This window comes from Gordonia jacobaea (assembly GCF_965344965.1).
In the GTDB taxonomy this organism is placed as follows: domain Bacteria; phylum Actinomycetota; class Actinomycetes; order Mycobacteriales; family Mycobacteriaceae; genus Gordonia; species Gordonia jacobaea.
The window spans coordinates 141,852-159,847 of the sequence record NZ_CBDRLS010000007.1 but is presented as its reverse complement, the minus strand read 5'-3'; the positions used below and the strand labels follow the sequence as shown (position 1 = coordinate 159,847).

The following is a 17,996-nucleotide window of genomic DNA, read 5'->3' as shown; positions in this document are numbered from 1 at the left end:
AGGGTGGACCCATGGCCAAGAAGAGCAAACGAGGATCCGGTCCGCGTCCCGGGAGTAACCGAGCAGAGCGTGTAGCCGCGCGAAAGGCCCGCGCTGCAGCGACACTCGAGCCCTCACCCCGTCCGTTCGCGGGCCTTGCGGCCGAGTGCGACCTGGTGGCACTGCGGTCGTTCGTCAGTTCCGCGACAGCGGTACTCGACCTCATCGAGCCGGGGCCGACATGGCCGGAACCCACGTCGGTGATGCCCGACAACGCGCCCCGTCCCGCCCCCAAACCGGGCGAGCGCAACGAGGTGCTGCTGGCAACCATCCTGCCCGGTGCCGTCCCCGCCGTCGTGCGTGAATTCCGAACCGCGCCCCAGGGCGTCGCGGCAACGCAAACCGATCCCGATCCGGATGACGTCAACTCTGCTCTCGCCCAGTCGATTTCATGGGCTGCGCACGCGAAGATCGGCGACGAGTACGCGGGTCCGGCGTCGGAGTACGACGGTACGCTCGCCGACGTCCTGAAAGCCGATGCGCCGCTGGACATCATCGTCCACGACGACTTCTCGTGGTGGTTCCCCGACGGCGCCGAGGTGCCCGCCGAGATCGCTCCGATGGTCGAGCGCGCAAGCGACACCGTGCTGCCGACAGCGAGGCTGCACCCCAAGAGCGGCGTCGGCGCTCCGTGGTGGGTCGACGCAGGCGATCGCGCACATCTCCGGTGGGTACGCCCAGAAGCCGAGGACGTACTGATGAACGCGCTGGCGCGCCTACACGCGGCCGGACACCTCACGCTCGGTGAGGGCTCGCGGTTCGCCGGTTCGTTCCGTACGCATGGTCTCTTGGTGCCCGTCTTCGATCTCGACAACGAGATGCACCACGAAGAGTGGTATCCCGGCCTTGATCAATTCGACGCCTGGCTCGCCGAAGCGCTCACCGCCACAAGCGATCTGACCATCGACGAGCGCAGCTCACGAGATGGGCTGCGTACCCGCCAGGTGACGATTCGCTGACCGCTCAGTTTGCCTTCTGGTCGGCTTTGGTGAAGATGACGTACTGGGCAGAGGTCTGCTGGTACACGTCCTTGGGGTCGGTGCCGACCAGCTCGGCCACGTACCGGCCATAGCTGACCTCGCACCAATAGCCCGTGACGTTCTGGGTGACCTCGGAGAGACAGCGCGCCGCAGGAAGATTGGGGGGTGCGGGCACGGGCTTCATTCCGCGCGCACGGTTGGAATTCTCGAAGGTGTCCATGATCTTCTTCGCGCCCTCGGGGGTCTTTGCCCGGTAGACGGTGGCCCTGTCCATCGCGTTGGCGGTCGATCCGACCTCGTTCAGCAGGCGGAAGTCTGCCGGCGGATCCGACGAGAAGAACGACATCGATCGCGGCCCGTACACCGCTCGGACGTTACCCGGATTGGGCGTCTTGACCTTCGCGTCCTTGATCTCCTGGTCGGTGTAGGGCAACGCATAGATCAGGATGTGGTTCTGGTCCATGATCAGCTGCTTCTTGGGCTGATTGCGTGCCTCCCGTTCGGCCTTGGTCGGCGTGGCCGGGAACTGATCGATCAGTGCGGTCTGCAGGTCGACGGCCTTCTTGATGGCAGGCTGTAGCTGGTCTTTCTGCGCGTCTGTCGTCTGGTAGTAGGTGAAGAGCACGTAGGTGTTGTGCGCGGTGATGGAGACGAGGGCGGTGGTTCCGTTGGTATTCCCGGGGACCGAGATCACCCGGCTCCCCGACATCCCGTCGACGCGAACCGTGGTGGCCTTGGGGCGCTTGAGATAGGCGTCGGCCATCTGATTCGCCGCGGCGGTGGCGTCGGCGGGGGTGATGTAGCGGGTCACGAAGTTGTTCAGTTCCCGCTTGGTGCCCGCCCGAATCGTCTCGTCAGGCGTAGAGGCCGAAACGACGTAGCCGTAGAGGATCGCGTCGTTGGCCTTCACATTTGCGACGTCGTCTCCGACGACCGCTCGAACATTGGTCGTGCTGTAGAGAACCTGCATCGGTAAACCCATGTTGGTCAGGTCGGCGTCGATCTCGAACGGCGCGACGATGTACTGCGCCATCCGCTGCGCGTCGTAGGTGACGACCTCGTCTCCGGTTGCCTCACCGAATGGTTTCCGAGGTTCGGTCGGGTACTTGCCGGTGTCGAGGGACTTGACGTCGACGGCCGCGTTCGCTGCCGGGTCGGAGTCGTTGACAGCGTTGCCGTCGACGGTGCACCCCGCGAGTGCGGCGGCAACGGCGAACAGTGAAACTGTCTGCGCGACAACGTGTTTACGACGCATCGGTGCTCTCTTCATGTTGTTAGTTCGCATTCTGATCGGCCTTGGTGAGAATCACGTACTGAGCGGAGGCCTGCTGCTGGACGTCCTTGAGGTCATCGCCGAAGACCTCGCCGACGTAGCGGCCTACCTGAACCTCGCACCAGTATTGGGTGAGGTTGCGCGCGATCTCTTGAGCGCATCGCGCGCCGGGGAGGTTGGGTGGTGCCGGCTGCGACTTGCGCCCGCGGGTTTTGTTGCCTGTGGCGAGGGTGTCCATGATCTTCTTGGCGCCATCGGCGGTCTTGGCCCGGTAGACGGTCGACCGCTCGACCGCGTTGGCCGTCGAGCCGGTTTCGTTCAAGAGCGCGAAGGTGCCGGGCGGATCGTCACTTCTGAACGACATCGCCCGAGGGCCGTAAACGGCTCGCACGTTGCCCATATTCGTGTCGGCGATATCGCCTTCTTCGAGTTCCTTGTCGCTATAGGGCAGCGCATAGATCAGAACGCGGCTCTGGTCCATGAGGAGCTTCTGGGAAGGCCGCGTGTGTGCGGCCGCTTCCTCCTTGGTCGGCGCCGCCGGGAACTGATCGATCAGTGCGCTCTGCAGATTGACCGCTTTGCTGATCGCGGGCTCGAGCATGTCCTTCTGAGCGTCGTCGACCGTGTATGAGGTGACGAGCACGTAGGTGTTGTGGGCGGTGAACGACGCCATCGAGGTGTTGCCCGGCTCGCCGCCGGGGGATGTCAGGACACGGCTTCCCGACAATCCGGCCGGGCGAACCGGCGTGGTCTTCGGTCGCTTGCCGTACACATCTGCCATCTGGTTCGCGGCCGCGGTGGCGTCGGCCGCGGTCAGGTATCGCGCCACCATATTGTTCAGTGAGCGCTTGGTCCCGGTGCGCAACATGCTGTCAGGAGTCGACGCCGAGGCGACATAGCCGTAGAAGACGTTCTCGTTGGCGGGAACTCCGCCGACGTCCTCGCCGACGACAGCCTTGACGTTGCTCGACCGACTGAAGAGCATCTGTGTCGGCAAGCCCATCTGAGTGAGGTCCCGGTCGATTTCGAAGGGCGCGACGATGAACTGCGCCATCCGCTGCCCCTCGTATTGGAGGACATTCTCGACGGTCGGCTTGCCGAACGGCTTGCGTGGCTCGGTGGGGTACTTGCCGGTGTCGAGCGACTTGACGTCGATTGCTGCGCTCGCGGCAGGGTCGGAGTCGTTCACGGCATGCCCGTCGACAGAACAGGCGCTGAGCAAGATCAGCGCTGCAAGTGCGCTGGTCATCGCTGCACGCGTTCCAGGGCGCATGCCAGCCATCACGTTTTTCGCCCCCCTCCGGTGCTGCGTAATCGGTCGGTTCCGGCCACTGACCGAATTGTTCACTTCGCTCAGCAGGCTAGTACACGACGCCCCGATAACCGCTGCCCGTGTCATTCACGTCATCTAGATGGCACAGTGCCAACGGCAGGACGTTAGACTCACGCCCTGTCGGGCCGCGGATGGGGTTTCGGTCGGAAGCGGTGTACCGGCAACGCGGCGCCGCGGCGAATCCGTCGGGGCATGAATGACGTCCGGGCATAAGCGACGTCGAGGCATAAACGATCGGGTACGGGGCGAGAGAATGGCTGCACAGGCGCAGGGTGCGACGGAGCGGAAATCCGCTGCCGGCGACGCGTCGGCCATTGTCGATGCCGCTTCGACGGTGCTCCGCGCCTACAAGATGGACACCCTTGCCGACGTCGCCGCCGCCAAACTCGCCCGCGACCGGCAAGCCCGCACGGTTGTGGTCGTCGGAGAGGTGCAGCGGGGTAAGAGTTCGCTGGTCAATGCCCTCGTCGGGCAACGGGATCTGTGTCCCGTCGGTGTCGAGGTGACCTCGTCGACCGCGGTGTCGGTCACCGTCGACTCCGCCCTCGACGTCGACGAGACGGCCGAGCTGTTCTTTCCGTCCGGGACGTCGCGGACCACGCCCGTCGACGAACTCGCGCAGTGGGTGACCACCGACGGTGCGCATGTCCGCGATCCACAGGCCGAGGAGCTTCCGACGTCGGCCGCGGTCGCGGTGCGGACGGCACGGGTCTCCGACATGACGATGGTCGACACCCCGGGGGTTGGCGGGCTCGACGTCGGGTTGGCCAAACTGGCTACGCAGTCGGCCCAGCAGGCGTGTGTGCTGGTTCTGGTGTGCGACGCGTCGTCGCCGTTGACTGCCCCGGAGATGGAGTTCGTCCGCGAGGCTTCGTCGACGGTCGATTCGGTGATCGTGGTGGTGACGAAAACCGACAAGAATCTTCGACGCTGGCGAGAGATCGTCGGTGAGAACGAGCGCCTGCTGACCCGCGAGATCGGGCGTCCATTCCCGGTTTTCGGGGTGTCGAGCCTTCTCGCGTCGCTCTCGACCGAACTCGCCGACCCCGCAGAGCAGGAGCGGCTGGAGCACGAGAGCGGCATCGCGACGTTGCGCTCCGAACTCACCCGACGACTCGACGCCGCAGCCGAGCTGCCGGAGGCCGACGCGGTGCGCACCTGCCTCGAAGGTCTGAAGGTGTTGCGCTCCAAGATCTCTCGTGAACTCGACGCCGTGCAGGCCGGCGCGAAGGCGCTGCCCGACCTCACCGCTGAGCGGGACAGGCTCACCGAATTGCAGGAGCAGGCACGCGAATGGGAGCAGTACCTCGCCCGTGACCTCACGTTGCTGCGGCAGCAGGCGGTCGATGGTCTCGAACGACGCCTCGACGACGTGCGCGACAAGTGGACCCTGTACGTCAACAAACACGGCATGCAGGTGCTGCGCCGCAGCGAACAGAAGTTCACCGCCGACATGCACGCCGACCTCCAGTTGGCGATGGCGCAGACTCTCGCCGAGTTCCTGCAGCGACTCCACGACACCGTGGTCGCGCCGCGATTCACCGACGACCCCACCGTGTGGGAAGAGTTGCGCTCGCAGATCGTCGAATCCATGCAGGACAAGCGAATCGAGACACATCAGGTCGCGAGCAAGCGGCACGGTCTGCTCGATCCGACGCTGCTGACGATGGGTGTCGTCGGATCATCGACGCTCGGCGGAATACTCGGACTGAGCGCTCTGATGGGTGTCGGCGTCGTGGTCGGCACGGTGTGGGTCGGCGTGAATCTGGGTTTCCGTGCGATCCGAGCAGGCAAAGCGAACCTGCTGACCTGGCTGCGGGAGACCATCGGAGCGACGAAGGCAGCAACCGGGCGCCTCCTCGAGAGTGCCGTCGCGCAGGCGCGGCCCGAGATCGTCATCCGCTATCGAAACTATCTGCGCGAGAACATCGAGACCCTGCAGAACACGATCAACGAGGTTCAGAAGGCGGCGCAGTCCGACTCCGCGTCGCGCGACAAAACCGTCACTCGTCTGACGTCGAACCTCGAGGTTGTCGACAAGCGGATCGCCTCGGCCGAGAAGTACCTGGCTCAGGTGAAACGATGACCACGTCCTCCGGCAACGATCCGGTGCACGCCGCTCTCGACCGCGGTCTACGACAACTCGCCGGTCTCGGTGGCGACCTCGTCGAGCACGCCAACTCGATCGGCACCATCCTGTGGTCGCCGCCCCGCGTGGTCATCGTCGGACGGCTGAAGGCAGGCAAGTCGACGCTGGTCAACGCGCTCATCGGGGCGCCGGTCGCCGAAACCGCTGCGCTCGAGGCCACCAACGTCGTCACTGTCTACTCCGATGGCAGCCCGTCGCGTGCCGAGATCGTCGGAATCGACGGCCGACGCCATCGCGTCACCGTCGCGGCTCACCAGCCGGTCGACCTACCGCTGCCGTCGTCGGAGATCCAGTTTGTCGAGCGGTGGATGCCGTCGGCGTCGTTGCGACAGCTCACGCTGATCGACACGCCCGGATTGTCGACGCTGACAACCGAAAACGACTCGGCGACGAGGCGCGCCGTGATCGACGGCTTCGAGCAGACGCGCACGGCGTCCATCGACGCCGACGCCGCGGTCTTTCTGTTCGACGCCGCGCCGCGCACCGACGAGATCGAGTTCCTCTCCCAACTCCCATTCACGCCGCTCAACATGCTCGGAGTGTTGTCTCGAGCCGATTCGTTCGGCGAGGGCGCACTCGGACGACGCGACCCGATTCCGTACGCCGCCGACCACGCGCGCGTTCTGGCCAAGCAGTTGTCGGAGACGGTCAGCGATGTCGTGGCGATTTCTGGACTCATGGCCCAAACCAGCCACACCGGCATGCTGACCGAGGATCTCGCGTCGGCGTTGGCGCGGCTCGCGCCGTTGTCCAGGCTCGACGTGGTGCGCACATTCGACAACGACGACGTCCGCAGTGAACTGTCGCCGCAGGTACGCGCGCGATTGCTCGGTCTACTCGGGGAATACGGCGTGCTCAACGGTCGCCAGATCGCCGCGCGCGGAGCGTCGGAGCTCAATGCCTGGCTGATGTCGCTGTCGGGTATCGGGCAGTTGCGCGGCGAATTGACCACGTCGATAGCCCGGTATGCCGTTCTCCATCGGGCACACCGTATTCTTGCCCGACTCGATCAGTTGGCTTTCACCCATCCGGCGCGCGATCACATTCGGACGCTCACGATGGAACTTCGCAACAAGCCGGAGTTGCATCTGGTCACCGTCCTCGAGGACTACCAGCGCATGCTCCGTACCGACCCCAACGCGGCGGTCACCGAGGAACTGCACACCATCCTCCGTGCAACTTCAGCGGCCGGGCGCGTCGGGCTACCCCCGTCGGCACCGTCGCATGCCGTCGCCGCAGAGGCACAGCGTCGTCTGGCGATGGCGCACCAGCGTTCACTCGCCACGAGCTCGGCGGCAGAGGATGCCGCCATCGTCACCCTGATCCGCAGCTACACCCCGTTGACTACACCGACCGCCACCAGATGAGCAACCGCTCACCGAGCAACACACAGGACACCCACACGCATATGTCACCGACCTGGATTCTCGCCATCGACTTCGGTACGTCGAATTCCGCTGCCGCGCATTCGGGTGCGACAAGCGGAAGTATCGAGACGCTGTCGCTCTCGCATACGAGCAATCTGATGCCGTCGAGCGTGTATGTCGCTTCCCCCGAACGGATTTCCGTCGGTGAGCCCGCGCGCAACCTCGCGCAGCAGAATCCGGTCGGTTTCGTCGCCTCTCCCAAGCGACTGATCACGGGTGCCCCCACGACGGTGATCGCCGGCTACACGATGCCGTCGGCGCTGCCGGTGGCCGCGGTGATGTCGGCGATCATCTCCCGCGGCAAAGCAGCGCACGCGGGGCAGTTGCCGGCGCAGGTCGTCCTGACCCATCCCGAGGCCTGGGCGCCACAACAGGTCGGCGTACTCGCCGAGGCGGCGATGCGTGCGGGCATCGACGGCTCGCGCATCACGACCATCTCCGAACCACGCGCCGCCGCAGCGCATTACAGCCGATCACACGCCATGCAGCCCGGAGCGCGGATCGCCGTCTTCGACTTCGGCGGCGGCACCCTCGACATCGCGGTACTCACAGTGACCGGGCCGAATGCGTTCCAGGTGATCGCGGCACGCGGTGACAACGGCCTTGGTGGCAAGAACATCGATGCGCTGATCCAGCGATGGGTGGAGCAACGCCTCGCCGACCGCGACCCTGAACTGGTCGAGTGGCTGCGTCGGCGTGCGCCGGTCGACGTCATGCAGAGCCTGCAGGAGTCCATCCGCAGCGCCAAAGAGCTGCTCTCCGAAGCCCCCTCGGCGACCATCACGATCAACAACACACCGCAGGGTCGGCAAACCCTACAGATCACCCGCGACGAATTCGACGAACTGATCGCGCCGGCAGCCGAGCAGGCGTTGCGTCTGACCAGGGCAACGCTGCTCGACGCCGGGATCACGCATCCGGAACAGTTGACCGCCCTGTACCTGACGGGCGGGTCGTCGAGGATTCCGCTCATCCAGCAGCGGCTCGGTGAAGTCGGTCCCGTCGCCACGCTCGACGACCCGAAAACCGTTGTTGCACAGGGCGCTTTGGTGACAGCGGTCGGCGATCGTGCCGCCGACACCCGTGAGCGTCCGGCCGCCCCGGCCGCAGCCGACCTGATGGCGCCGACCGCGCAGCAGGCTGCAGACGGCCGATATCCCGCCGGTGCATCGCAGGCGCCCGCCGGGCAGCGCGCTGCGGCGACGCCGTCGCCGACACCGGCGTCGTCGGGCGGACGAAAGTGGGGTCGGGTCGCGCTCGTCGGTGTCGCGGTCGTCGCGGTGGCCGGCATCGTGGTCGGTGGCATTGCCCTCGCGAATCGTGGTGGCGGAGATGACAATCCGAACCAAGCGGCGCAAAGCTCGACGGCCGCCACGCAGACGGCGGCGAATGGTAGTGCGATCGTCACAGATGAGAAGCAGCTCTACAGCCTCCTGCCGTCGGCGTTGCAGGATGGCGTCGAAGATTGCCGCAAGAGCGACTTCACCACCAATGGCGCGCTCTCCATGATGTGCAACATCAAGGAGGACGGACCGTTGGGGTCGTTCTTCGAGAAGAAGTCCTACGGGGGAATCGACGGGTTCGTCAGCTTTTCGTCTGACTCCACGGGAGCGCAGAGCTCGATCACCTCGCTCCGCAACGGAACCCAGAGCGACGGGAAGGGCACGCTGGTCGAGGATTCCGCCCGCGTGTCGGCCGCGGAGATCAAGCCGGATGGCGGCACCAACTCGTACATCGCGACGTACGCGAACACGTCGACCAACCTCCAGGTGACCACGTTCGGACTCGAATCGGTCGCCGACGGCAAGACGTATCTGAGTCGCGCCGGATTGATTTCCTGATCCGCGGAACATTCCACGCATCCGGTCGCATCCAATCCCTGAAAGCGTCCAAACCCTGCACGCATCAGTAAGCCCGTTCGAGATGACGGGCTCGAGAGAAAGAAGTCGGACATGAGCGAGACCCGAGATCCCGGCAACATCGCCGACAACATCGAGGTCGAAGGCAACTTGACCGTCGTCTCCGTCGAAGACGCCGACAAGGACGGGACTCCCGAGAAGGTCGAGATGCAAGACGACGCCGGAAACAAGATCGTCGCAACCTTCGAGGACAACGGCGACATCAGCTACACGCGGAACGGCGAGCCCGCGGGAACGCTATCCGCCAACGGGGAGTACTCGAACGCTGACAATTCGAGCATTGAGGCTCCGACCGAGGATTCGGGCACAGAGGCTCCGACCGAGGATTCGGGCACAGAGGCTCCGACCGAGGATTCGAGCACAGAGGCCCCGAGTGCCGAGGACTCGAGCACAGAGGCTCCGAGCGCCGAGGATTCGAGCACCGAGCCCACTGAGGCCACTGCCTCGACGTCTGAGCAGGATGCAAAGCCGAGTATCAGCCCGGACGAGCCCTACGACGAGAAGTCCGCCCCGGACGCCCAGGCGAGCCCTGCCGACGCCCAATCCGAGAACTCGTCGCCGTCGGACCCGGCACCGGCCGAGGACGCGGAGGCGCCGGCTGAGGACGCCGCTGCACCGGCTGAGGACGCTGCACCGGCTGAGGACGCTGCTGCACCGACCGACGCTGCACCGGCCGAGGATGCCGCCCCGACAGAGGATGCCGCGCCGACCGAGGACGCTGCTGCACCGACAGAGGCCGCTGCACCGACAGAGGCCGCTGCCCCGACAGAGGCCGCTGCCCCGACTGACGCTGCTGCGCCGGCTGACGACGCTGCTGCACCGACCGACGCTGAGGCACCGGCCGAGGACGCCGCACCGACTGACGCTGGCGCGCCGACCGAAGCCGAGGCGCCGACGAAGGATGCTGCACCGCAGGAATCCGAGAAGTCTGCGGTGGAGTCGCAGACCGGGCTGCACGCTGATTCGACTGTTGACGTCGATGGCGACGGCAACGTCGACGTCGTGCACCTCAGCGACGACGACGGCAATCAGGTGAACGCCTACCTCGACAGCGAGGGCAACGTCACTCTCCTCGAGGGAGATACCGATGGCGACGGCAAGATGGACACGGTTGCGTATGCGGGCGAGAACGGCACAACCGTCTTCGAATCGGACACCGATGGCGACGGAGTCGCGGACCTTCGCACGATCACCGACGAGCACGGCCAGGTCCGCGAGGTCGATACGTTCGACGAGCAGGGCAAAGTCGACAGCGCGACCATTGACGTCGACGGGGATGGCACCGCCGATGTGAAGCTCATCGACAGCGATCACGACGGCAAGTTCGACACCACCGTACTCGACGTCGACAACGACGGCGTTGCCGACACCGTGCTCACCGACGCCGATGGTGATGGCAACGCCGACACCGTGAGCTACGTCTATGGCGGCCCCGACGGCGCGTCCGATCCGTCGGCGCACGACGACTCGCACGAGACGTACGGCACCGATTCGCATTCCTACGACGACCACGGTGCGCACGACGATCACCACGGAGACGTTTCCGTCTGATCGGCAGGTCGTCTGGTCGGGGCGGAGTTCGACCTGTCGTCCACTCGCCGGACACCACACATTCGGGCCGCACCGGGCGGCAGCCCCATCGCAGATCGCGGGGCTGACGCCCGGTGTCGGTCGCGGCGCCTGAGCGTCGTTCACCCATCGAGAAGGCGGACCTTCCATGACAACCACTGTTCCCATGCCCGGAAGCGTGAGTGTCGAATCGTGTGTGTACGCGCTCGGTGACACGACGCGGTTGACAGTGGGAGCGGCGCTCGACAACGACATCGTCGTCGATCACCGGGATGTGCGCGAATACCACCTCGCGATCGAATGGCGTGATGACACATGGCATCTCGTGAGTGTCGACGGGGCAACGCTGGTCGTGTCGGGCGCATTGGTCGTCGACTTTCCGATCACCTCGACGACGTCGGTGCACCTCGGACCGCCGGCATCGGCACCGATTCTCGTCGTTGCGCTCGCGACCGAAGAGGTCGAGCACGGTTCGCACTCCGACAACCCGTCGGTGACGCTCATCGGACGTGGCCCGACCAACGACCTCGCTGTCGACGACGTGCTCGTGTCTCGACGGCATGCTCGCCTGGTCGTCGGACCCGGCGAACGGCATCTCGAGGATCTCGGCAGTGTCAACGGCACTTTCGTCAACGGACACAGGATATTTGGGCGAGCGGCGGTCACCGACGGCGACCTGGTCACCGTCGGCAACACCGACCTCATCGTTCGAGGCGGCGATCTCCTCGCAGCGGGGATCAGTGCAGTCGGGTCCAATGCTTCCTGGGGAGGGTTGCAGGTCGAGAGCATCGGGCTCGTCGTCGACCGCACCAAAGAACTCCTCCACGACGTCGATCTGGTCGCTGGACCGGGAACGCTGACAGCACTCGTCGGCCCATCCGGTGCAGGCAAGTCGACCCTGTCGAAGATTGTCGCCGGCCTGACCGCTCCCACGTCGGGGCGGGTGCTGTTCGACGGTCACGACGTCCACGCAGAGTACGAGTCGCTGCGCACGCGCATCGGCATGGTGCCCCAGCACGACGTGCTGCACCGCAAACTGACTCTGCGGCAGGCACTTCGGTTTGCCGCCGAGCTTCGGCTCCCGGAGGACCTGCCCGAATCCGAGCGCGACCGCGTGATCGCGGGGGTGCTCGATGAACTCCAACTGTCCGAGCACCTCGACACCCGAGTCGACGCCTTATCCGGCGGTCAACGCAAAAGAGCCTCGGTGGCGATGGAATTGCTCACCGGCCCTTCACTTCTCATCCTCGACGAGCCGACGTCCGGCCTCGATCCGGCACTCGACAGGCAGGTCATGACGACGCTGCGTCGACTCGCCGACGCGGGGCGCACGGTCATCGTCGTCACGCATTCGCTGACGCACCTCGCCATGTGCGATCAGGTGCTGTTGCTCGCACCCGGCGGCAAGACGGCCTTCCGCGGCCGCCCCGACGAGGTGGCTCCCGCGATGGGAAACAGCGATTGGGCCGAGATATTCTCCTACGTGGCAAGCCATCCCGACGATGCCTATCGCAGGCATCTCGCGCGAACCAACGGGCACGCCTCGCATCGGCACCAATCGACGCCGAGCACACGGGTTGTGCGGACGTCTCCCCAGACCAGTGCTCAGCGCCAGGCGAGCACCATTGCCCGCCGCCAGCTGCGACTGATTCTCGCCGATCCCGGATACCTTGCCTTTCTCGTGGTGATGCCGCTCGTCTTGGGGCTGCTGACGTTGGTGATCCCCGGCAGTGCCGGTTTCGGCGTCAACACGGCTCAGGACACCGCGGGAGAATCGCTTCAGGTTCTCGTCATCCTGGTGATCGGAGCCTGTTTCATGGACACGGCGCTGACGGTCCGCGACCTCGTCGGTGAACGCGACATCTTCGAACGCGAACGCGCAGTAGGGCTTCGCCCCGGCTCGTACCTGACCGCCAAGGTCGGGGTCTACTTCGGCGTGGCGATCGCGCAGTCGACGACGATGGTGGTGATCTGCTACCTGGGCAAGGGACTGCCGTCCGGAGGTGTGGTGGGGGCGGCGCCTGCCGAGTTGCTCGGTGCGGTCGCGGCCATCGCATGCGTGAGTACGGTTGTCGGACTTGCTATCTCGGCCACCGTGAAGTCCAACGAACAAACAATGCCGCCCCTGGTCATCCTCGTCATCTCACAATTGGTCTTCTGCGGCGGGCTCTTTCGACTCAGCGCACCGGGACTGTCGCAGCTCGCGTGGCTCTTCCCGTCCTACTGGGGGTACGCCGCGTCGGCGATGGCGGTCGACCTGCCATCGATCGCGCCGCTGGCCCCACAGACGCGTGGGGCGCACCTCTGGGAGCCCGCATTCGGCAACGCGCTTCTGACCGCGAGTGCGCTCACGCTGCTCGGCGTACTTCTGATCGCGTACACGGCGTCGAAGCTCCAGTTGAAACGATGAACACCAGAGTGACCCATGTCACAAAGATTCTTCGACGCCGCGCGGCACATTCGGAGGGTCTCGGCGCATCCAATCTCTGACGGTGCGAGAAGCGCACCGAACGAGCCGAGGAGATCCGATGTACCCCAACCAGAACCAGCCGATGCCCGCTTACCGTGCCGCCGCCCAGGTCGGACTCGATGACCGCACCACCGTGATGAGGCCGTCGGGTCGTGACATGAATGCCTCCGGTGTGCAGCGCCCGTCGGTGCAGGAGAGCCTTTCGACGGCGTGCCCGTCGTCGAACATGGGTTGGGCCGCCGCGGCGCTGATCTTCTTCTGGCCGCTGGCCTTCGCGGCCTTCGGGCACGCGGGCAGGGTCTCGACGCTGTGGATCTCGGGCGACCGCGTCGGTGCGCAGCACGCGTCCGACCAGGCAAAGAAGCTCGGAAAGTACGCCCTGATCATGTTCGCGGTGGGGTTCGTACTCACGATCGTGCTCTACGTCGTGGTGATCGCATCGGCGGTGTCATCGATGTCGGCGTACCAAGGCTGACACACACCTGGCAGCATCTAACCGAGAAAGCCGGCGCGCAGTGGAACCGACAGCCGCCTGCTACGAACGAAGGAGATACGGATGAGCGCTGATGACGACTCCATCCTGACTGCGCTGGGCATCTCGCCCGACGACGTGCAGGCCCCTCCGCCCGGGGTGTTCGAGCACGCGCTGTCCGCCGCATTCGAGTCCGATGCTCCCGCAGACGACAGCACCGTCCCCGACATGGACGACGAGCCCAACGTGCCCGCTGACGACGACGTCGTCGTCGAAGACGGCGTGTATCACGAAAACGGTCAAGACGGTGACGACCAACATCAGGGCGGCCACGACGACGGTGGTGCGGTGTCGGCAGACCCCGCGGTCCTGCATGGCGACGACGATCCGACGTTGCAGCACGACGATTCAACCGGGCACGACGTCGACCTCGCCGAGGGCGATTACGGCGATCACGACGGTGGTAGTGGACATCACGACGGGGGCGACTACCACCTGTGAGCGCCGCATGAGCACAATGCTCGATGAGCTGAATTTCGAAGACCGCACACGTCTTTCGCACCGGTGGCATATCCGTCACCGGTGCGGAGGCGTTTGATTGATCGGGAGCATCTGTGGACGAAGCGGTACTCGTGATGCAGGCACGCGACGGCGACCAACGCGCGTTCGCGGATCTGGTCAATGGCCATCGCAACCAGATCTGGGCCGTTTGCCTACAGATCTGCGGCAATCAGCACGACGCTGAGGACGCGCTCCAGGCAACGTTGCTCGCCGCGTGGCGCAACCTCGACAAGTTCCGCGGCGAGGCGAGGTTCTCCACCTGGATGCACCGGATCGCCGCCAACAATGCGCTCGCACTGATCCGCAAGCGCAAGGCGAATACCACCCTCACCGACTTCAGCGACGCCGAGGCGCCGGTGACCCTCGACGCCGACGATTCGGCACCCCGATTCGACGAGCAGATAGCGCTGCGCGATCAATTACGCGAAGCACTGCAACAACTCTCGGACGACATCCGTGAAGCGGTTGTGCTGCGTGAGTTCGGCGACTTCAGCTACGCCGACATCGCCGAGCATCAGGGCGTCGGCGTGCAGACGGTGAAATCGAGACTCAACCGCGGGCGCACACAGCTCGCACAGTATCTTCGCGCGCACACGACGGTCGAGTCATAGCGCGCGTACGGATTTCGTCACGGCTGCCAGGTTTGTGCCGACCGCGGATCGACGTTGTCACGACGACGGTGGTCGCCGACTAGGGCGAAATCCTCGGCGACAGTTGCGGCCAATTCGACGAACGAGCGCCGCGTCGACTTGGCAAGGAGGTCGAGGTCGACTTCTGCTCCCTCGGAAAGGTGTTCGTCGAACGGGATCACCTGTACGGCACGGGTCCGTGCGAGGAAGTGTTGCGCCAGTTGGGTGAGATCGATGCTGGCGCTGCCACGTCGGGGTCCGCTCAAGACGACAACCGCCCGTGACACCAGGTGGCCGTAGCCGTGCGCTTCGAGCCAGTCGAGAGTCGCGCTGGCACTGCGTGCACCGTCGAGGGCGGCCGTCGACACGATGATCAACGAGTGCGCGAGATCGAGGACGCCGTCCATCGCCGAATGCGACAGTCCCGTACCGCAGTCGGTGAGGATGATGTTGTAGAAGCGTTCGAGAACCTGGATCACCGTGCGGTAGTCCTGCTCGTCGAACGTCTCTGCCGTAGCCGGATCACGTTCGGAGGCAAGGACTTCCAGTCGACTGACAGACTGTGAGGTGTGTCGTCGGACATCTGAGTAGCGGTGGATCTGGTCGTCGAGGAGGACGTCCTGCACCGTCGACGATGTCTGCTGGGGAACCCGCTGCGACAACGTCCCGAGGTCGGGGTTGGCGTCGACGGCGATCACGCGATCGCCGCGCAGGCTGGCGAACGTCGAGCCGAGACCCACTGTGGTGGTTGTCTTTCCGACGCCACCCTTCAGTGACAGCACCGCGATGCGGAAGTCGCCGTGGACCGGCGCATTGAGCTGCCTGACCAGTTCGTCGTGGTACACGGTCGCCCGCGACTCACTGGGGCTGATGGTGCCTCCGGAGATGCGGTGCACCGTGCGACGCCAGCCCGACCGTGGTGGTCGACGCGCCTTGCGGAGGAGCATTCCGGAGTCGAGGCCGGGTGCGTTCTGTCCCTGCGGCGCAACGGGTGTGCCGAACTGTGGCGGCGCCCCGAATCCTGTGGGGGCCCCGAATTCTGTGGGCGCACCGAGGTGTTGGGGTGCGCCACCTTGCGGCGGAACCTGCTGGGGTGGGCCTTGTTGCGGTGGGCCTTGCTGGGGTGCCCCGAAAGGGGGTCCGGCGTGCGGCGGCAGTGATTGAGGTGGCACTCCGTGGTTTGGTGCGGCATGCGGTGGCATGGTGCCACGAGGCGGCGGCGCGAAGTGGGGCGCGTCGGGGTGTTGCGGTGCCGCTACGGGGCCGCTGGCCCACTCATTCTCGGCGGCAGGAATCCAGCTCGGTAGTGGCGCCGGCGGTCCAGCTTCCGACTGTGGCGCTGCGGATCGTGCAGCTTCGGAGTGGGCACCTTGAGACTGTGGGTGCTCTTGCGGGGCGACATCCGGCCGGGCAGTGCCGCTTTCAGCAGAAGCATGGTCTTTGAGCGATGCAGCGACCTCAGAGGGCCCAGTCACCTCAGAAGATCCACGAACCTCCGGAGCGGCAGCGGTATCCCGAGGAGTGGCGGGTGCGCGCAGCGAATCGCCGCTGGCTGGGGCAGGCGGGCCCGCCAGCCACGGCGGAACGTGTGGTGCTCGGTGGTTGTCGGCCGTCACGGTACATCCTCGCAATGTCGAAGTTCGGCCATGACGTTACAACGGGGCGGGTGGCGGTGCGGAATCGCAAGTCTGAAATCGCGGTAGTCGTCATTCACCCGATTGCGCCGCCCTGATCGGACAGCAGATCCTTCGGTATCTGCTTACCGGACCGGATTGCGTCGAAGAACTGTTTGGTGTTGTCTCCCACGGCAAGTGAGTCGCCGTCGTCGGTCAGCTCAGACCCACCGGTCGGTGTGGTCGTGGTGATCGGGTCGTCGCTCAGCCACCACCCGAGCATGCCCAGGTTCCACAGGTGCGTGGAGTTGTCGACGGTCAAGCCGTCGACCGCACCGCTGATGAACGGGAACAGACGGAACGGGTTGAGTAGTACGCCGGGGCTGGTTGCCTTCGACATCAGGGCCGACAGGAACTTTCGTTGATTGACCACGCGCTCGAGGTCGGCGTTGGGGAATGCTCGGGTGCGGACCAGGCCGAGTGCCTGTTGTCCGTTGAGATCGTGACAGCCCTTCGTCAGGTTGAGTCCTGCCTTGGGGTCGCGGAGGGATTGGTCGATGCAGATGTTCACACCGCCGACAGCGTCGACGAGGGTGTCGAAACCGCCGAAGCCGATCTCGGCGTAGTGGTCGATACGGATGCCGGTGAGTTGCTCGATGGTTTTCGCCAGCAATTGCGGACCGCCGAAGTTGTACGCCGCGTTGATCTTGTAGCTGCCCTGACCGGGGATCGGGACGTAGAGGTCGCGCGGGATGCTGATCAGCGTGGCCTTACCGCTGGGGGGCTTGTACGCGAGCATGATGGTGTCGGTCCGCGACCCGTCGCTGTCTCCGGTCGCGAGATTGTCCTTCTGCTGTTGGGTCAAGCCCTCGCGGGAGTCGCTGCCGACGATCAGCCAGGTGGTGCCGGGGGTGTCGGAGGGGCGTCCGGCGTAACCGGGCAGAGCGTCGACGCGGTGCAGTTTGCTGTCGTAGTAGAAGAACAGTCCGAGTGATCCGAGGACGATCACGAGCAGGATGATCAGGATGATCCTGCCGATGCGTCTGGGTCGGCCGAGCTGTGGTCGACGAAAGCGTGGCTTTCCACGTCGAGGTGGCGACGCAGGGGGTGCGGTCTGACCCCGATCCGGGCGTCGAGGGGGAGCAGACGACCCGCCGCGCGACCGGCGGTCGTCGGGAGACACCGGCTCGGGCTTCTGCGTCGGCGCGTACGCGCGAGCGGCCCCGGCACCCGCGGCTGCACCCGCTGCCGCGTGCGAGGGTGCTGCGTGGGCGGGTTTGGCGTGGTCAGCGCCGCGTGGAGCGGGCTGTCGTGAGGGTCCGGGAGGCGCGGGGCGTCGAAGACCCGGCTGCGGGGGTTGGGCACGGTCGGGTGCTGCCGACCATGCCAGCGGAGGTTGGTACTCCGCGACACGACGACCTCGATCGTTTCCGCCAGCACCCGGCACCTGCCTTGTGGGGTCGTAGGCGTGTATGGGCGCGGCGTTCGGGGGTGCGGCGCGTCGAGGGGCGTGGTGCTGCGGGTCGGCCTGGCGAACCGGGTGCTGCACGGGATTGCGCGGT

The 17,996-nt window shown here is 65.5% G+C and carries 13 protein-coding genes; 9 read left to right on the top strand and 4 right to left on the bottom strand.

Annotated elements, in window-relative coordinates; genetic code table 11:
* Nucleotides 1-11: 11 nt before the first annotated feature.
* Nucleotides 12-998 (top strand): DUF5926 family protein, encoded by a 987-nt coding sequence (locus ACRVY7_RS21125; RefSeq protein ID WP_331436386.1) that lies wholly within the window; start codon nucleotides 12-14, stop codon nucleotides 996-998.
* 4 nt (nucleotides 999-1,002) lie between these two features.
* Here the strand turns inward: ACRVY7_RS21125 and ACRVY7_RS21120 are convergent, their stop codons facing one another.
* Complete coding sequence (locus tag ACRVY7_RS21120) at nucleotides 1,003-2,289, bottom strand: DUF7373 family lipoprotein (protein ID WP_431818525.1); 1,287 nt, start codon at nucleotides 2,287-2,289, stop codon at nucleotides 1,003-1,005.
* A gap of 4 nt (nucleotides 2,290-2,293) precedes the next feature.
* On the bottom strand, nucleotides 2,294-3,541 hold the full coding sequence (locus ACRVY7_RS21115) for a DUF7373 family lipoprotein (RefSeq protein ID WP_431818524.1): 1,248 nt from the start codon (nucleotides 3,539-3,541) through the stop codon (nucleotides 2,294-2,296).
* A 337-nt stretch (nucleotides 3,542-3,878) separates the two neighbouring features.
* On the opposite strand from ACRVY7_RS21115, the gene ACRVY7_RS21110 reads away from it, so the two are divergent.
* The 8 genes from ACRVY7_RS21110 to ACRVY7_RS21075 all read left to right on the top strand — a co-directional run bounded on the left by ACRVY7_RS21110 (nucleotide 3,879) and on the right by ACRVY7_RS21075 (nucleotide 14,803).
* Nucleotides 3,879-5,711, top strand: a complete 1,833-nt coding sequence (locus tag ACRVY7_RS21110; protein ID WP_049700231.1) for a dynamin family protein — start codon at nucleotides 3,879-3,881, stop codon at nucleotides 5,709-5,711.
* Nucleotides 5,708-7,141: a GTPase gene (locus ACRVY7_RS21105; RefSeq protein ID WP_331436388.1), complete on the top strand. Its 1,434-nt coding sequence runs from the start codon at nucleotides 5,708-5,710 to the stop codon at nucleotides 7,139-7,141. Before ACRVY7_RS21110 ends, ACRVY7_RS21105 begins: the two co-directional genes overlap by 4 nt.
* A complete protein-coding gene (locus tag ACRVY7_RS21100) occupies nucleotides 7,138-9,042 on the top strand; it encodes an Hsp70 family protein (protein WP_431818523.1) in 1,905 nt (634 codons plus the stop codon). The genes ACRVY7_RS21105 and ACRVY7_RS21100 overlap by 4 nt, the downstream gene beginning before the upstream one ends.
* A gap of 111 nt (nucleotides 9,043-9,153) precedes the next feature.
* Nucleotides 9,154-10,671 (top strand): hypothetical protein, encoded by a 1,518-nt coding sequence (locus tag ACRVY7_RS21095; protein ID WP_431818522.1) that lies wholly within the window; start codon nucleotides 9,154-9,156, stop codon nucleotides 10,669-10,671.
* Nucleotides 10,672-10,837: 166 nt separating this feature from the next.
* Entirely contained in the window at nucleotides 10,838-13,099 is a 2,262-nt protein-coding gene (locus ACRVY7_RS21090) for an ATP-binding cassette domain-containing protein (protein ID WP_431818521.1), read from the top strand.
* 118 nt (nucleotides 13,100-13,217) lie between these two features.
* Entirely contained in the window at nucleotides 13,218-13,634 is a 417-nt protein-coding gene (locus ACRVY7_RS21085; RefSeq protein ID WP_431818520.1) for a CD225/dispanin family protein, read from the top strand.
* A gap of 81 nt (nucleotides 13,635-13,715) precedes the next feature.
* A complete protein-coding gene (locus tag ACRVY7_RS21080) occupies nucleotides 13,716-14,132 on the top strand; it encodes a hypothetical protein (protein ID WP_049700225.1) in 417 nt (138 codons plus the stop codon).
* Nucleotides 14,133-14,245: 113 nt separating this feature from the next.
* The gene (locus tag ACRVY7_RS21075; RefSeq protein ID WP_431818519.1) at nucleotides 14,246-14,803 is read left to right on the top strand and encodes an RNA polymerase sigma factor; all 558 of its coding nucleotides are present in this window, start codon (nucleotides 14,246-14,248) and stop codon (nucleotides 14,801-14,803) included.
* Between the two features lie 17 nt (nucleotides 14,804-14,820).
* Here ACRVY7_RS21075 and ACRVY7_RS21070 read toward each other — a convergent pair whose 3' ends face one another.
* Nucleotides 14,821-16,296, bottom strand: coding sequence for a MinD/ParA family ATP-binding protein (locus tag ACRVY7_RS21070; RefSeq protein ID WP_431818566.1), 1,476 nt, complete (start codon nucleotides 16,294-16,296; stop codon nucleotides 14,821-14,823).
* 235 nt (nucleotides 16,297-16,531) lie between these two features.
* Complete coding sequence (locus ACRVY7_RS21065; protein ID WP_270485314.1) at nucleotides 16,532-17,617, bottom strand: LCP family protein; 1,086 nt, start codon at nucleotides 17,615-17,617, stop codon at nucleotides 16,532-16,534.
* Nucleotides 17,618-17,996 lie beyond the last annotated feature (379 nt).

What these genes read in the sequence shown, in the direction of transcription:
- ACRVY7_RS21090 (WP_431818521.1), top strand. Translation starts at nt 10,838, where the DNA reads ATGACAACCACTGTTCCCATGCCCGGAAGCGTGAGTGTCGAATCGTGT.
- ACRVY7_RS21085 (WP_431818520.1), top strand. Translation starts at nt 13,218, where the DNA reads ATGTACCCCAACCAGAACCAGCCGATGCCCGCTTACCGTGCCGCCGCC.
- ACRVY7_RS21095 (WP_431818522.1), top strand. Translation starts at nt 9,154, where the DNA reads ATGAGCGAGACCCGAGATCCCGGCAACATCGCCGACAACATCGAGGTC.
- ACRVY7_RS21105 (WP_331436388.1), top strand. Translation starts at nt 5,708, where the DNA reads ATGACCACGTCCTCCGGCAACGATCCGGTGCACGCCGCTCTCGACCGC.
- ACRVY7_RS21100 (WP_431818523.1), top strand. Translation starts at nt 7,138, where the DNA reads ATGAGCAACCGCTCACCGAGCAACACACAGGACACCCACACGCATATG.
- ACRVY7_RS21080 (WP_049700225.1), top strand. Translation starts at nt 13,716, where the DNA reads ATGAGCGCTGATGACGACTCCATCCTGACTGCGCTGGGCATCTCGCCC.
- ACRVY7_RS21110 (WP_049700231.1), top strand. Translation starts at nt 3,879, where the DNA reads ATGGCTGCACAGGCGCAGGGTGCGACGGAGCGGAAATCCGCTGCCGGC.
- ACRVY7_RS21120 (WP_431818525.1), bottom strand. Translation starts at nt 2,289, where the DNA reads ATGAAGAGAGCACCGATGCGTCGTAAACACGTTGTCGCGCAGACAGTT.
- ACRVY7_RS21125 (WP_331436386.1), top strand. Translation starts at nt 12, where the DNA reads ATGGCCAAGAAGAGCAAACGAGGATCCGGTCCGCGTCCCGGGAGTAAC.
- ACRVY7_RS21115 (WP_431818524.1), bottom strand. Translation starts at nt 3,541, where the DNA reads ATGACCAGCGCACTTGCAGCGCTGATCTTGCTCAGCGCCTGTTCTGTC.